15 protein-coding genes are annotated in these 15,366 nt (G+C 56.4%); 13 read left to right on the top strand and 2 right to left on the bottom strand.

The features are described from left to right. Positions 1-21 precede the first annotated feature (21 nt). A complete protein-coding gene (gene rne / locus AABB92_RS07265; RefSeq protein ID WP_031376566.1) occupies positions 22-3,396 on the bottom strand; it encodes a ribonuclease E in 3,375 nt (1,124 codons plus the stop codon). Positions 3,397-3,968: 572 nt separating this feature from the next. Between rne and rluC the strand changes: the two genes are divergently transcribed. Then, positions 3,969-4,925 carry a 23S rRNA pseudouridine(955/2504/2580) synthase RluC gene (rluC, locus tag AABB92_RS07260; protein ID WP_031376567.1) on the top strand — a complete coding sequence of 319 codons (957 nt, stop codon included), beginning with the start codon at positions 3,969-3,971 and terminating at the stop codon, positions 4,923-4,925. Between the two features lie 11 nt (positions 4,926-4,936). On the opposite strand, the gene AABB92_RS07255 is transcribed toward rluC, so the two are convergent. Beyond that, complete coding sequence (locus AABB92_RS07255) at positions 4,937-5,524, bottom strand: Maf family protein (protein WP_031376568.1); 588 nt, start codon at positions 5,522-5,524, stop codon at positions 4,937-4,939. A 140-nt stretch (positions 5,525-5,664) separates the two neighbouring features. Between AABB92_RS07255 and yceD the strand changes: the two genes are divergently transcribed. From yceD to holB, 12 genes are all read left to right on the top strand, one after another. Continuing rightward, positions 5,665-6,186 (top strand): 23S rRNA accumulation protein YceD, encoded by a 522-nt coding sequence (gene yceD / locus AABB92_RS07250; RefSeq protein ID WP_031376569.1) that lies wholly within the window; start codon positions 5,665-5,667, stop codon positions 6,184-6,186. A 14-nt stretch (positions 6,187-6,200) separates the two neighbouring features. Then, entirely contained in the window at positions 6,201-6,371 is a 171-nt protein-coding gene (gene rpmF / locus AABB92_RS07245; protein WP_003849870.1) for a 50S ribosomal protein L32, read from the top strand. 25 nt (positions 6,372-6,396) lie between these two features. Then, entirely contained in the window at positions 6,397-7,437 is a 1,041-nt protein-coding gene (gene plsX, locus AABB92_RS07240) for a phosphate acyltransferase PlsX (protein WP_069728168.1), read from the top strand. Further along, complete coding sequence (locus AABB92_RS07235) at positions 7,438-8,391, top strand: beta-ketoacyl-ACP synthase III (RefSeq protein WP_031376570.1); 954 nt, start codon at positions 7,438-7,440, stop codon at positions 8,389-8,391. It begins immediately after the preceding gene. Positions 8,392-8,407: 16 nt separating this feature from the next. Next, on the top strand, positions 8,408-9,340 hold the full coding sequence (gene fabD, locus AABB92_RS07230) for an ACP S-malonyltransferase (RefSeq protein ID WP_046288394.1): 933 nt from the start codon (positions 8,408-8,410) through the stop codon (positions 9,338-9,340). A 10-nt stretch (positions 9,341-9,350) separates the two neighbouring features. Next, positions 9,351-10,085, top strand: a complete 735-nt coding sequence (gene fabG / locus AABB92_RS07225) for a 3-oxoacyl-ACP reductase FabG (protein WP_031376571.1) — start codon at positions 9,351-9,353, stop codon at positions 10,083-10,085. 154 nt (positions 10,086-10,239) lie between these two features. After that, positions 10,240-10,476, top strand: coding sequence for an acyl carrier protein (gene acpP, locus AABB92_RS07220; RefSeq protein WP_003849865.1), 237 nt, complete (start codon positions 10,240-10,242; stop codon positions 10,474-10,476). Between the two features lie 85 nt (positions 10,477-10,561). Continuing rightward, entirely contained in the window at positions 10,562-11,803 is a 1,242-nt protein-coding gene (gene fabF, locus AABB92_RS07215) for a beta-ketoacyl-ACP synthase II (RefSeq protein ID WP_031376572.1), read from the top strand. Between the two features lie 106 nt (positions 11,804-11,909). Next, on the top strand, positions 11,910-12,725 hold the full coding sequence (pabC, locus tag AABB92_RS07210; protein WP_046288538.1) for an aminodeoxychorismate lyase: 816 nt from the start codon (positions 11,910-11,912) through the stop codon (positions 12,723-12,725). After that, positions 12,722-13,741, top strand: coding sequence for an endolytic transglycosylase MltG (gene mltG, locus AABB92_RS07205; RefSeq protein ID WP_031376573.1), 1,020 nt, complete (start codon positions 12,722-12,724; stop codon positions 13,739-13,741). The genes pabC and mltG overlap by 4 nt, the downstream gene beginning before the upstream one ends. Then, positions 13,731-14,363 carry a dTMP kinase gene (gene tmk / locus AABB92_RS07200; RefSeq protein WP_031376574.1) on the top strand — a complete coding sequence of 211 codons (633 nt, stop codon included), beginning with the start codon at positions 13,731-13,733 and terminating at the stop codon, positions 14,361-14,363. Before mltG ends, tmk begins: the two co-directional genes overlap by 11 nt. After that, positions 14,363-15,352 (top strand): DNA polymerase III subunit delta', encoded by a 990-nt coding sequence (gene holB, locus AABB92_RS07195; protein WP_046288393.1) that lies wholly within the window; start codon positions 14,363-14,365, stop codon positions 15,350-15,352. Before tmk ends, holB begins: the two co-directional genes overlap by 1 nt. Positions 15,353-15,366: the final 14 nt, after the last annotated feature.

Here is a 15,366-nt window from a genome sequence, read left to right as displayed (position 1 = left end):
AGGTTCAGGTCAGGGTCAGCGTTATGGCTTGGTTGCTGGCGCAGTGGCCTGATGGGTTGCCGCGTGACCGCCAGCAGATCCACGACCGTCGAACTCGTACGCCGAACGTACCCAATCGCTGTGACGTGCAGGTTCTGGCTGCCAGACCGGCGCCGGCGCTTTGGTCATCGGGGCAGAAGCGAAGTGCTTCCAGCGCGTGACGTCCGCGGCGGCCATTGGCTCAGCAGCAGGTGCTGGCGTGGCGGCCGGTTGCGCTACCGCGGCCGGCTCGATATCACGGGCAGCGACAGGTGCATGCGGTTCACTGACCGGTGCCGTTTCTGCTGCGGCAGCGACCGGGGCGTTCAGCACTTCTTCTACCTGTGCTTCCGTTTCGCGGCTGACTTCAACTGGCGCTTGCTGCGCAATCTCTGTCGGCTGTGCGCTGTCATCAGCAGAAGCGGTCGCTGGCGTATCTCTGACCGGCTCAGCAGGCTGTGCCTGAGCAGCAACAGTTTCAGCGGTCGCTTCAGCCGCAGCCGGGATCACCGAAGGCTGATGATCAACCGGCGCGTCGATAGCGCTGGTATCGTCAGTGTTAACCACGGTTACCGGCGTTTCTGCCTGTGGTTCAGCCTGCTGTACTGGCGCGTCCTGTGACGCTGCTGATTCAACCGCAGCAGCAACCGGCAGCGCAATGGCGCCTGCTGTCTCTTCGCGGGTGTAATCTGCCGTTTCCTGAACCGCATCCTGCACAACCTGCTCTTCGCTGGCCTGGCTCACCGGATAACGTACCCACACTTTACCGGATGCCATCTCTGGCGACGCGGCTGCCGCAGCCAGTGGCATAGCGGACTGAGTCGGATAACGCTCATCACGATAACGGCGACGACGCTGACCGCTGACGCGCAGATGACGTGGCGAACGACGTGAACGACGCGGCATATTGGCGTTGTCACGGCTATCGTTATCATCCTGCTCTTCGATCTGCGGCGCTTCCGTCGGCAGCACTTCAGCCGCTGGCTGCTGTACTGCACGCGCTTCGGTCGGCACGGCAATGTCAGTGGCTTCTGCTGGCAGTGGCCGACGGTTATCATCAACGCGGACTTTCTGGCTCAGCTGACGCGGCTTACGACGCGGCATAACCTGCACGCGATCGTCATCCTGCGCTTCGGGTGCTTCCACAACTGCTTCAGCCACAACCGGCTGCTCGGCGGCTTTGGCCGCTTCCTGCTGGGCGCGTTTCTCTTCCTGACGACGACGCTGACGCTCAGCACGCTGCTCACGACGCTGTTGCTGCTGCTCGTCGCGCTGCTGACGGGCTTCTTCGCTCAGTGCCGGACGCTCTTCACGCGCTTCATTAGGCTGAGACTGACGTTTGTTGCGACGGTTATCATTGCCTTCACGCGGCTCACGATTTTCACGTGGTTCGCGACTTTCGCGCGGTTCACGGCTTTCACGTGGCTCACGTGGTTCACGGCTTTCACGCGCCTGACCGTTCTCACCGTTACGCGGCGTACGCTCACGACGGTTATTATTGCGGCGGTTGTTGTTACGACGTTCGCCACGCTGACTGGCGTTCTCTTCTTCGCTTTCCGGCGCTTTCTGTGGTTCCGCTGCTTCAGTGGCGGCTGGCGTCACTGCAGGGGTTTCTTCGCCACCGAACATTTTCTTCAGACCACCAAACAGGCGGCCAAAGAAGCCGGTGCTGACCGTGGCCGGCGCTGCGACGGCAGGGGCCGCTTTCGCTGCCGGTTGCGCTTCGGCGCGTGGCGCTTCAGGCGCGACTTCTACCGGAGCCGGTGGGGCATCTGGCATCACGAATGCCGCCAGTGCCGGCTGTTCAGGACGACGACGTTCGCCATGCTCTTCTTCAGATGGCAGCGCCATTTCTGCTTCATGCAGCTTCGGCAGGTGGTAGCTCAGGGTCTGAGTCTCTTCACCTTTGCGCACGCGCAGCACCGAATAGTGCGGGGTTTGCATCTTGTCATCAGGTACGATGATCGCCTTCACGCCACCCTGACGCTTTTCAATGGCGTTCACGGCTTCACGTTTTTCATTCAGCAGGTAAGAGGCCACCTGAACCGGAACGATCGCGTGGACTTCTTTGGTGTTGTCTTTCAGCGCTTCTTCTTCAATCAGACGCAGAATAGAGAGCGCCAGCGATTCGTTATCACGGATGGTGCCGGTGCCGCTACAGCGTGGGCAGACGTGATGGCTGGATTCGCCTAACGACGGGCTCAGACGCTGACGTGACATCTCGAGCAGGCCGAAGCGGGAAATATGGCTAATCTGGATACGCGCACGATCCTGACGGACCGCTTCACGCAGACGATTTTCTACTGCGCGCTGATGGCGTACCGGCGTCATATCGATAAAGTCGATAACGATCAGTCCGCCGAGGTCACGCAGACGCAGCTGACGGGCAATCTCGTCTGCCGCTTCAAGGTTGGTGTTAAAGGCGGTTTCTTCGATATCGCCGCCGCGCGTAGCGCGTGCTGAGTTGATATCGATCGCGGTTAACGCTTCGGTGCTATCAATCACAATCGAGCCGCCGGAAGGCAGGCGCACTTCACGCTGGAAAGCGGATTCGATTTGCGATTCGATTTGATAATGGCTGAACAGCGGAATTTCACCGGTGTAGAGCTTAATTTTGCTGCTGAAATCCGGACGGCCCAGCGCCGCGATATGCTGACGCGCCAGCTCAAGCACTTTTGGATTATCAATCAGGATCTCACCGATGTCCTGACGCAGGTAGTCGCGGAATGCACGCACGATCACGTTACTTTCCTGATGGATCAGGAACGGAGCAGGGCGGTTTTCAGCGGCTTTTTTAATCGCTTCCCAGTGCTTAAGACGGAAGCTTAAATCCCACTGCAGCGATTCGGCTGATTTGCCGACGCCGGCGGTACGCACGATCAATCCCATGCCTTCCGGCAGTTCCAGCGCAGAAAGGGCTTCTTTCAGTTCGGTACGATCGTCACCCTCAATGCGGCGGGAGATCCCTCCGGCACGTGGGTTGTTCGGCATCAGCACCAGATAGCTGCCCGCCAGAGAGATAAAGGTTGTCAGCGCAGCGCCTTTATTGCCGCGTTCTTCTTTATCAATCTGAACAATGACTTCCTGACCTTCACGCAGGACGTCTTTGATATTTGGACGACCGTGCGCGTTGTAGCTGGAGGGGAAATATTCGCGGGAGATTTCTTTTAAGGGGAGGAAACCGTGACGCTCTGCGCCATAATCGACAAACGCAGCTTCAAGGCTGGGTTCAATACGGGTGATTTTACCTTTGTAGATGTTGGCTTTTTTCTGTTCGTGTCCTGGGCTTTCGATATCCAGATCGTACAGACGCTGACCGTCAACCAGGGCAACGCGCAACTCCTCCTGCTGAGTTGCGTTTATTAACATTCTTTTCATCGTGACTTACTCGTTATTCTTTCATGAGTGATTACAGCTGCGGGCATAGTTACCCTGGACGAGTATCAACCGATGGCCCCGTGACTTAGTGCAATGTCGTCAACCTCACGGCTGTCGACCGCGCGAGGGGCGCAAATAACGTCGGTGGCCTGTTTTTCATAAGGGAAAACAGCACCAGATAGTGGAAATGCCTGAGACAAATAAAAAACCCGTGCACTCCATACTGCTGTCCAGGCCGCAACCCGCAGCCCGCTAAGTGCCTGATTTCGCATTACGTCTTACGCCATTGCTGCGTGTCTGCTCGATCCGGCAAAATGACAATTTCGCTCTTTTTCTGCCCTGAAACCCTTCAGGTAAGAAACTTAAGCATTATTCCATTGCTAACCTTCATATAGCAAGGCGACTTTAGCCAGCTTGTGAAGTTTCTTTACATTTAACGCTATACGGTGTCGGGGAAAACATCCGGTTGCTGAAAAAGCCAGCAGCCGAAGCGCTTATCGCGACACTAACCCCAGAGTTAAGCACAGAAAAAGGGGTGGCGCTATCAGGGGACACTATTTAGAATCGCCGCCATGAAAACAGAGAATCCGGGCGTACAACTTGTCGCCATCACGGCTGAAAATGCCGGACAACGAATTGATAACTTTTTGCGCACCCAACTGAAAGGTGTGCCAAAAAGCATGATTTATCGCATCGTACGTAAAGGCGAGGTGCGGGTGAATAAAAAGCGCGTCAAGCCGGAGTATAAGCTGGAGGCGGGCGATGAGGTCCGTATTCCGCCGGTGCGGGTGGCGGAGCGTGATGAAGATGCGGTGTCGCCGAAGCTGGCCAAAGTCGCCTCGCTGGCTGACGCCATCCTGTATGAAGATGAATCCCTGCTGGTGATGAATAAGCCGTCAGGCACCGCGGTACACGGCGGCAGCGGGCTGAGCTTCGGGGTGATCGAAGGATTACGTGCGTTGCGGCCCGAAGCCCGCTTCCTGGAGCTGGTGCATCGACTGGATCGTGATACCTCCGGCATTTTACTGGTGGCGAAGAAGCGCTCAGCGCTGCGTTCCCTGCACGAACAGCTGCGCGAAAAAGGGATGCAGAAAGATTACCTGGCGCTGGTGCGCGGTAACTGGCCTTCACATCTGAAAGTGGTGCAGGCGCCGTTACTGAAGAATATTCTGCAGAGCGGCGAACGTATCGTGCGCGTCAGTAGTGAAGGGAAGCCTTCTGAAACCCGCTTTAAGGTGGAGGAGCGTTTCGACTTTGCCACGCTGGTGAAAGCCAGCCCGGTAACCGGTCGAACTCACCAGATTCGCGTTCATACCCTGCATGCGGGTCATCCAATCGCCTTCGACGATCGCTACGGCGAACGTGAGTTTGATAGCCAGTTAGCCTCAACCGGCTTAAAGCGGCTGTTCCTGCACGCCGCGGCGCTGACCTTTACCCATCCTGGCACCGGCGAAGTGATGCGGGTGGAAGCGCCGCTGGATGACGGCCTGAAGCAGTGTCTGATCAGGCTACGCCAGCTGAAAGCATAATTATCCCGGCATCAGTCCGACAGCGGATTGATGCCGGCTTGCCGTAACATGCCGTTCAGCGCGATCAGTGGCAGTCCCACCAGCGTGTTGGGATCCCGTCCTTCCAGCCGCTCAAACAGACAAATCCCCAGTCCCTCACTTTTGAAACTGCCGGCGCAGTGCAGCGGCTGTTCCTTCTCTATATAAGCCGCAATCTCCGCGTCGGTTATTTCACGGAAATGCACCACAAACGGTTCGCAGCACTGCATCAGTTGCTGACTGGCAGGATGATAGAGCGCCAGGCCGGTGTAAAAGGTGATGCGGTTACCGCTGGCGGCGCGTAACTGCGCCCGGGCGTTCTCCACGCTGTGCGGTTTACCGGTAATCACCCCATCCAGCACGCAGACCTGATCGGAACCGATGATCCAGTGATCGGGAAAGGCCTGCGCCAGCGCCTGCGCTTTTGCTATCGCAAGGCGTGTCACCAGCGCTGACGCGGTTTCGCCGGGCAACGGGGCTTCATCCACCTCGGGCGCGGCGGTGATAAAGGGCAGGCCCAGCTTTTGCAATAATGCCTGGCGAAAGGGCGAGGTTGAGGCTAAAAGAATCGATGTGGTCATTTTTTTTCAATAGTGATAGCGAATTGGTGACAGTCATTTTAAACTGTGCGCCGCACTGGATGCGAATAGTGGTTGAAAGATGCTGTTTAACGGCCTTTTTCTTTGACTCTATGACATTACAAAGTTAATATGCGCGCCCTATGCAAAAGGTAAAATTACCCCTAACACTGGACCCCGTCCGCACCGCTCAAAAACGCCTTGATTATCAAGGTGTCTACACATCTGCACAGGTGGAGCGCGTGGCCGAGTCAGTGGTTAGTGTGGACAGTGATGTGGATTGTGCCATGTCGTTTGCGGTTGACAGTCAACGTCTGGCGGTACTGACGGGTACAGCTGAAGTACAAGTGACGTTGCGTTGTCAGCGCTGCAACCAGACCTTTCCTCATCACGTACACGTAAGTTATTGCTTCAGTCCTGTCTCTTCTGAAGAGCAGGCCGAGGCATTGCCGGAAGCGTACGAGCCGATCGATGTCAACGAGTTTGGTGAGATCGATCTGATGGCAGTCGTCGAGGACGAAATCATTCTCGCGCTGCCGGTCGTTCCGGTACATGATTCTGAACACTGTGAAGTGTCCGAGGCGGACATGGTCTTTGGCAAACTGCCTGCAGAGGCGGAGAAACCAAATCCATTTGCCGTATTAGCCAGTTTAAAGCGTAAGTAATAGGAGTAAGGTCCATGGCCGTACAACAGAATAAACCCACCCGTTCTAAGCGTGGTATGCGTCGTTCGCACGATGCGCTGACCACTGCTGCTCTGTCAGTAGATAAAGTTTCTGGCGAAACTCATCTGCGTCACCACATTACTGCGGATGGTTACTACCGCGGTCGCAAGGTTATCGTTAAGTAAGTTTCTTGCTTAGCAAGGCGATACCTTGACACGTTTGACCCTGGCTATTGATGCCATGGGCGGGGACTTCGGTCCTTGCGTGACAGTGCCTGCAGCATTGCAGGCACTGGCCTCTCATTCGCAGCTATTCCTTCTTCTGGTCGGAAATCCCGACATTCTCACGCCATTGCTTGCCAAAGCGGATTCCTCCTTACTGGGGCGTTTGCAGGTCATTCCTGCCGAATCGGTTATTGCAAGTGATGCGCGACCCGCTCAGGCTATTCGAAACAGTCGCGGCAGCTCAATGCGTGTGGCGCTGGAGATGGTCAAAGAGGGACGTGCGCAGGCCTGCGTAAGCGCAGGCAATACCGGTGCCCTGATGGGACTGGCCACGCTGATATTAAAGCCGCTGGATGGCATTAAACGTCCGGCGTTAATGTCCGTTTTACCGCATCAGCAGCAGGGTAAAACCGTGGTGCTGGATCTGGGGGCTAACGTCGGCTCAGACAGTGCGATGCTGGTGCAATTTGCGGTGATGGGATCGGTGATGGCGGAACATGTGCTCGGCATTGCCCGGCCGCGTGTCGCGCTGCTCAATATTGGTCATGAAGAGACCAAAGGGCTGGAAACCATTCGCGACGCAGCGGTAATCCTGCGAGAATCACCGCAGATCAACTATATTGGTTACCTTGAAGGTAATGAGCTACTCACCGGTAAAACGGATGTGATGGTCTGTGACGGGTTTGTCGGTAATGTCACGCTGAAGACCATGGAAGGCGTGGTAAGAATGTTCCTTTCCCTGCTGAAGTCGTCGGGGGAAGGCAAAAAACGGTCATGGTGGCTGAGATTGCTGGGACGCTGGATCCAGAAACGACTGGCGAAGCGTTTCGGGCATCTCAACCCTGACCAGTACAATGGCGCTTGTCTGTTAGGATTGCGCGGGACAGTGATCAAAAGTCACGGTGCAGCAAGTCAACATGCTTTCACCGTGGCGATAGAACAGGCAGAGCAGGCGGTGCGGCAGCAGGTTCCCGAACGAATTGCTGCGCGCCTTGATGCTGTATTAGCCAGGAGTGACAAAGCCTAGATGTATACCAAAATTATCGGTACGGGCAGTTATTTGCCTAGCCAGGTTCGCACCAATGCCGATCTGGAAAAAATGGTGGAGACGTCGGACGAGTGGATTGTCACCCGCACCGGCATCCGTGAGCGCCGTATTGCTGCGCCTGATGAAACGGTCGCCACCATGGGATTCAGCGCGGCTCAACGCGCCCTCGAAATGGCCGGCATTGAGGCGAACGATGTTGGGCTGATTATTGTCGCCACAACCTCTTCCAGCCATGCCTTCCCCAGCTCCGCCTGCATGATCCAGCAAATGCTGGAGATCAAAGACTGCGCGGCGTTTGACCTTGCTGCCGCCTGTGCGGGCTTTACTTACGCCCTGAGCGTGGCCGATCAGTACATCAAAAATGGCGCGGTTAAGCATGCGCTGGTGATTGGTGCTGACGTGCTGGCACGTGCGCTGGACCCGGAAGATCGTGGCACCATTATTCTGTTCGGCGATGGCGCCGGCGCGGTAGTACTTGGCCAGAGTGAAGAGCAGGGGATTATTTCGACCCACCTGCACGCCGATGGCCGCTACGCCCAGTTGCTGACCCTGCCTTATCAGGATCGCGCGCATCAGGACCAACCCGCCTACGTCACCATGGCTGGCAACGAAGTCTTCAAAGTTGCGGTCACCGAGCTGGCGCACATCGTTGATGAGACGCTGCAGGCCAATAATCTCGACCGCGAAATGCTGGACTGGCTGGTACCGCATCAGGCCAACCTGCGCATTATCAGCGCGACGGCGAAGAAACTGGGTATGACCATGGATAAAGTAGTGGTTACCCTTGATCGCCACGGCAATACCTCTGCCGCATCGGTGCCAAGCGCACTGGATGAAGCGGTCCGTGATGGCCGCATCAAACCCGGACACCTTATTTTGCTGGAAGCCTTTGGTGGTGGATTCACCTGGGGTTCTGCACTGGTTCGCTTTTGATTGACAGGAACGTAAGATGACGCAATTTGCTTTTGTTTTCCCAGGCCAGGGTTCACAGACGGTCGGTATGCTGGTTGATTTAGCCGCTACCTATCCGCAGGTGGAAGAGACTTTCCGTGAAGCCTCTGCGGTACTGGGATATGACTTATGGCAGTTAGTCAGCCAGGGGCCGGCTGAAGAGTTGAACAAAACGTGGCAGACCCAGCCAGCGCTGTTAGCCGCCTCGGTCGCTATTTACCGTGTCTGGCGGCAGCAGGGCGGTGAGCAGCCGTCAATGATGGCCGGTCATAGCCTGGGTGAATATTCCGCGCTGGTATGTGCTGGCGTGCTGGATTTTGCCGATGCGATCAAGCTGGTTGAGCTGCGTGGCAAACTGATGCAGGAAGCCGTGCCGGAAGGTACTGGCGCAATGCAGGCGATTATTGGCCTGGATGACGCATCAATCCGCAAAGCCTGTGAAGAGAGTGCGCAAGGTCAGGTCGTCTCGCCGGTTAACTTTAACTCGCCAGGCCAGGTGGTCATCGCGGGTAACAAAGAAGCGGTAGAGCGTGCCGGCGCAGCCTGTAAGGCTGCCGGAGCTAAGCGTGCGCTGCCGTTACCGGTCAGCGTGCCGTCTCACTGCGCGCTGATGAAGCCAGCGGCGGACAAACTGGCCGTGGCGCTGGAGTCCATCACCTTCAATACGCCTGCGGTGCCGGTGATCAATAACGTCGATGTCAAAGCCGAAACTGACGCTGGCGCGATTCGCCATGCGCTGGTGCGCCAGCTCTACAGCCCGGTTCGCTGGACCGAAAGCGTGGAAGCGATGGCGGCACAGGGTGTGACCCAACTGCTGGAGATCGGTCCAGGCAAAGTGCTGACCGGTCTGACCAAACGCATTGTGGATAGCCTGACAGCGGCTGCCGTCAACGATAGTGCATCACTGACGGCTGCACTCGGAAAGGAATAAGAGGAAAATCATGAGCTTTGAAGGTAAAGTTGCGCTGGTAACCGGCGCGAGTCGCGGCATTGGTCGTGCGATTGCAGAGACGCTGGCGGCAAAAGGCGCTAAAGTTGTAGGTACCGCGACCAGCCAGAATGGCGCTGACGCCATCAGTGCTTACCTTGGCGACAAGGGTAAAGGCCTGTTACTGAACGTGACTGACGCTGCATCGATCGACAGTGTTTTAGAGAATATTCGCGCAGAATTTGGCGAAGTGGATATTTTAGTCAATAATGCAGGCATTACGCGTGATAATCTCCTCATGCGCATGAAGGACGATGAGTGGCAGGATATCCTCGATACCAACCTCACTTCTGTCTTCCGCCTTTCTAAGGCGGTATTGCGTGCCATGATGAAAAAGCGCGTGGGCCGTATCATCACCATCGGTTCCGTTGTTGGAACCATGGGTAACGCGGGCCAGGCAAACTACGCGGCAGCAAAAGCGGGTTTAATTGGCTTTAGCAAATCACTGGCGCGCGAAATCGCGTCACGTGGCATTACCGTCAACGTCGTGGCTCCAGGTTTTATTGAGACAGACATGACGCGGGCACTGAACGAAGATCAACGTTCTGGTATTTTGGCGGAAGTACCTGCGGGTCGCTTAGGCGAAGCGCAAGAAATCGCCAATGCTGTGGCATTCTTAGCCTCTGACGAAGCAGCCTACATCACAGGTGAAACGCTGCACGTCAATGGCGGCATGTACATGGTCTGATAAATCACGAAAACATTTGCATTATTTGCGGCTAAAACCGCAAAATAGCGTAAAATCGTGGTTCGACCAGCCGGGATTTTGTTGCATCTTTTTCACCATTTTATACACTACGAAAACCATCGCGTAAGCGAGTTTTGATAGGAAATTAAATAGTATGAGCGATATCGAACAACGCGTTAAGAAAATCATCAGTGAGCAGCTGGGTGTGAAAGAGGAAGAAGTGACCAACTCTGCATCTTTCGTAGAAGACCTGGGTGCCGATTCTCTTGATACCGTTGAGCTGGTAATGGCTCTGGAAGAAGAGTTTGATACTGAAATTCCAGACGAAGAAGCTGAGAAAATCACTACCGTTCAGGCAGCGATCGACTACATCAATAGCCACAAAGGCTAATGAATATCTTCAGGCGGTCGCTCGACCGCCTGATTTTTATGTTTGTCCCACATAGTTCCCTATTTCCCCTCCCTGGAGGACGAACGTGTCTAAGCGTCGTGTAGTTGTGACCGGTCTTGGCATGTTGTCTCCTGTCGGCAATACCGTAGAGTCTACCTGGAGTGCTCTCCTTGCCGGTCAGAGCGGCATTAACCTGATCGACCATTTTGATACCAGTGCCTATGCAACCCGTTTTGCAGGTCTGGTAAGAGGTTTTAATTGTGATGACTACATCTCGCGCAAAGATCAGCGCAAGATGGATGACTTCATCCAATACGGCATTGTTGCCGGCATGCAGGCTATGCAGGATAGCGGTCTGGTTGTGACCGAAGAAAATGCAGGTCGTATGGGCGCAGCGATTGGTTCCGGCATCGGTGGTTTAGGTCTGATTGAAGACAATCATACTTCACTGGTAAACGGTGGCCCGCGTAAAATCAGCCCGTTCTTTGTGCCTTCGACTATCGTAAACATGGTGGCGGGTCATCTCACTATCATGTACGGCCTGAAAGGTCCGAGCATCTCTATTGCGACTGCCTGTACCTCTGGCGTGCACAATATCGGCCACGCCGCGCGTATCATCGCCTATAACGATGCTGACGTGATGCTGGCAGGCGGTGCTGAAAAAGCCAGTACGCCATTAGGCGTTGGCGGATTTGGCGCAGCACGTGCACTCTCCACCCGTAACGACAACCCACAGGCAGCAAGCCGCCCATGGGATAAAGATCGTGACGGTTTTGTGCTGGGTGACGGTGCCGGTATTGTAGTACTCGAAGAGTACGAACATGCTAAGCAGCGCGGCGCGAAAATCTATGCGGAAATTGTCGGCTTTGGTATGAGCAGCGATGCTTACCACATGACCTCTCCGCCGGAAGATGGCTCGGGCGCAGCAGCAGCGATGATCAATGCGCTGCGTGATGCTCAGCTTACGCCAGAGCAAATCGGCTATGTCAACGCGCACGGCACCTCGACGCCAGCCGGTGACAAAGCGGAAACACGTGCAGTGAAATCGGTATTCGGGGCAGCAGCCAGTACGGTAATGGTGAGCTCAACCAAATCGATGACCGGGCATTTGCTGGGTGCTGCGGGTGCCGTTGAATCGATCTACTCGATTCTGGCTCTGCGTGACCAGGCGGTACCGCCGACCATTAACCTCGACAACCCGGATGAAGGCTGCGATCTCGATTTCGTGCCGCATACCGCGCGTCAGGTTTCCGGACTGGAGTACACCTTGTGTAACTCCTTCGGCTTCGGTGGCACCAACGGATCATTGATTTTCCGTAAAGTGTAATCGCAGCTGATTGCTAAAAAGGCCCGCAATGCGGGCCTTTTTTTATCCTGATAATTCAAAACAGTCAGCATCGGCGCAGCCGATCGCTGCCCAACCGGAGATAACCATGTGGATTAACGGCATCGAACAATCAACTCTGGCGGCCAGCGATCGCGGACTGCAGTTCGGGGATGGCTGCTTTACCACCGCGGCGGTGCTGCAGGGCAAGATCCTGTTACTTGAACGCCACATTCAGCGTCTCAGAGAGGGCTGTGAGCGGCTGTTAATCAACGGCATCGACTGGCTGCAGCTGGAAAATGAAATGCGTCAGGCAGCCCGGGATCAGAGGCAGGCTGTGCTGAAAGTAATACTCAGCGCCGGCAGCGGCGGACGCGGTTACAGCCGGAAAGGGGGAGGTGAGCCGACGCGTATCGTCTCGCTGGCAGCGTGGCCGCAACATTATGCTGACTTACAGCAGCGCGGTGCGTCGCTGGCTCTCAGCCCGATTCGGCTGGCGCGCAATCCGCAGTTTGCCGGTCTGAAGCATCTCAACCGGCTGGAACAGGTGATGATCCGGGCTCATCTTGACCAGACAGACGCCGACGAAGCGCTGGTGCTTGACACTGAAGGTTGGGTGGTGGAATGCTGTGCGGCCAATTTATTCTGGCGCCGGGGCTCGGAGATTTTTACCCCTGACCTGCGCTGGGCGGGCGTCGATGGCATTATGCGACGCAGTCTGATGGCACAGCTCGCCGCTGCAGGGCAGGCTTGCCGGGTTGTTCAGTGTGAACCTGACGCGTTGCTGGCTGCCGATGAAATCGTGATATGTAACGCCCTGATGCCGGTTTTACCGGTACGACAGCTGGAGGCGGTGAACTTTACTCAACGCACGCTGTTTAATCAGTTGCACGCAAGCTGTAAAAAGATAATGGATGCATCATGAGCCGAAGTAAAAAAATTCTCGCCAGCATTGTGGCGATAGTGGGTGTCGCGGCTGCCTTAAGTTACTGGCAGATAAAACAGTTCGCGTCCACCCCGTTAACCCTGCACCAGGAAACGATCTACACGCTGCCCGCCGGTACTGGCCGGGTGGCGCTTGAAGCGCAGTTAGAAAGTCAGAACATCATTCCGCACAGCATCTGGTTTGGCGCGTTACTGAAGGTAGAACCCGAACTGGCGACTTTCAAAGCCGGGACCTACCGCCTCGAACCGACCATGACGGTGCGTTCGCTGCTGCAGCTGCTGGCCAGCGGCAAAGAGGCACAGTTTCCGTTGCGCCTGGTCGAAGGTCAGCGCCTGACGGAGTGGCTGAGCGAGCTGCGCAAAGCGCCCTATATCCGGCATACGCTGAAAGATGACCAGTTTGCGACGCTGGCCAGCGAGCTGAAGGTTGATCCGCAGCAGCTGGAAGGCAACTTCTTCCCGGATACCTATCTCTATACCGCTAATACCAGCGATCTGGCGATCCTGCAGCGCGCCCATGAGCGGATGAAGAAAACCATCGATCAGGTCTGGCAGGAAAGGGCGGATAATCTGCCGTATAAAACGCCGCAGGATCTGGTGACCATGGCCTCGATCATTGAAAAAGAGACTGCCGTCAGTGAAGAGCGCGCCCGTGTCGCCTCGGTGTTTATTAATCGACTGCGAACCGGCATGCGACTGCAAACCGACCCGACGGTGATTTACGGCATGGGCCCGGCCTATAACGGTACCCTGACGCGTAAAGATCTGGAGACGGCAACCGATTACAATACCTATATCATTAATGGTCTGCCGCCAGGCCCGATTGCCATGCCGGGCAAAGCGTCGCTGCAGGCGGCGGCTCATCCGGAAAAGAGCAACTATCTCTATTTTGTGGCGGATGGAAAGGGCGGACACACCTTTACCACCAATCTTGCCAGCCATAACCGGGCGGTGCAGGTTTACCGGCAAACACTGAAGGAAAAAAATGAACAGTAAGTTTATCGTCATTGAGGGCCTGGAAGGCGCCGGTAAAACCACGGCGCGCGATGCGATTGTCGCCACGCTGCGCGAACGCGGGATTGAAGATATCGTCTTCACCCGCGAGCCTGGTGGAACGCCGCTGGCGGAGCAGTTGCGGCTGCTGGTCAAGCAGGGCATTGAAGGTGAACAGGTGACCGATAAAGCGGAACTGCTGATGCTCTACGCGGCGCGCGTGCAGCTGGTCGAAACGGTGATCAAACCGGCGCTGGCTCGCGGGGCCTGGGTAATTGGCGATCGGCACGATCTCTCTTCACAGGCTTATCAGGGCGGCGGACGCGGACTCGACAGTGAACTAATGCGTACCCTGCGCGATGCAGTACTGGGCGATTTTCGCCCCGATTTGACGCTCTATCTCGACGTAACGCCAGACATCGGCCTGCAACGCGCCCGTGCCCGTGGCGCGCTGGATCGCATTGAGCTGGAGTCGCTGCGCTTTTTTGAGCGCACCCGCGACCGTTATCTGGCGCTGGCGGCAGACGATCCCACTATTCTGACAATTGATGCCACCCAGTCGCTGCAACAAGTGACGGCGTCACTTCAGTCCACCCTGAAGGGCTGGCTGGCGGAGCAGGCGTGATGAACTGGTTCCCGTGGCTCAACCAGCCCTATCGCCAGCTGATCACGCAGCATCAGCAGGGCCGGAGTCATCACGCGCTGCTGATTCAGGCGATGGCCGGAATGGGCGATGATGCGCTGGTGTGGGGAATCAGCCGCTGGCTGATGTGCCAGCAGCCCGATGGCCTGAAAAGCTGCGGGCAATGCCACGGTTGCCAGCTGATGCAGGCCAATACCCATCCGGACTGGTACCGGCTGGAAGCAGAGAAAGGTAAAAATACCCTCGGCATTGATGCGGTTCGTCAGGTGACCGAGAAAATGTATCATTTCGGTCAGCAGGGCGGTGCCAAAATTGTCTGGCTGCCTGATGCGGCTCAGCTCTCTGAAGCTGCGGCCAACGCCCTGCTGAAAACGCTGGAAGAACCGCCGGCCAATAGCTGGTTTTTCCTCAGTAGCCGTGACCCGTCGCGCCTGCTGGCGACCTTGCGCAGCCGATGCATGACGCTGCATCTTTCACCGCCGGAGGAAGGACTCAGCCTGAACTGGCTGAAGAAACAGACGTCGCAGGATGAAGCGATGCTGGTCGCCGCGTTGCGACTCAGCGCCGGCGCGCCGGAAGCGGCGCTCAATCTGCTGGCGGCAGGCCCGTGGCAGGCGCGACAGAAATTGTGCGATGCGCTGCCCGCGGCACTGCAGCAGGACATTCTGCAACTGCTGCCGGTGCTCAATGGCGACGACGCGGCGGTGCGCATTGGCTGGCTGCTCTCGCTGCTGCTGGATGCGATGAAATGGCAGCAGAATGCAGGACAGTGGTTGAGTAACGTCGATCGTCAGGACGTGGTGACGCTGCTGGCAGAACACTTTACCCCGACTGCGCTGAACAGCAGTGCGCAGGGCTGGATGCGCTGTCGCGAGCAGTTGCTGCACGTGGCGGCGGTTAACCGCGAATTATTGCTGACCGATCAGCTCCTGAGCTGGGCTGATAATATGAAGCCTGCGCTGATCGGCTAAACCTTCTGAGAGTA

The sequence above is a fragment of the Pantoea brenneri genome (assembly GCF_038594305.1).
Lineage (GTDB): Bacteria > Pseudomonadota > Gammaproteobacteria > Enterobacterales > Enterobacteriaceae > Pantoea > Pantoea brenneri.
Note: the sequence above shows the minus strand (reverse complement) of the source record. Positions and strands in the feature narration are given on the sequence as shown.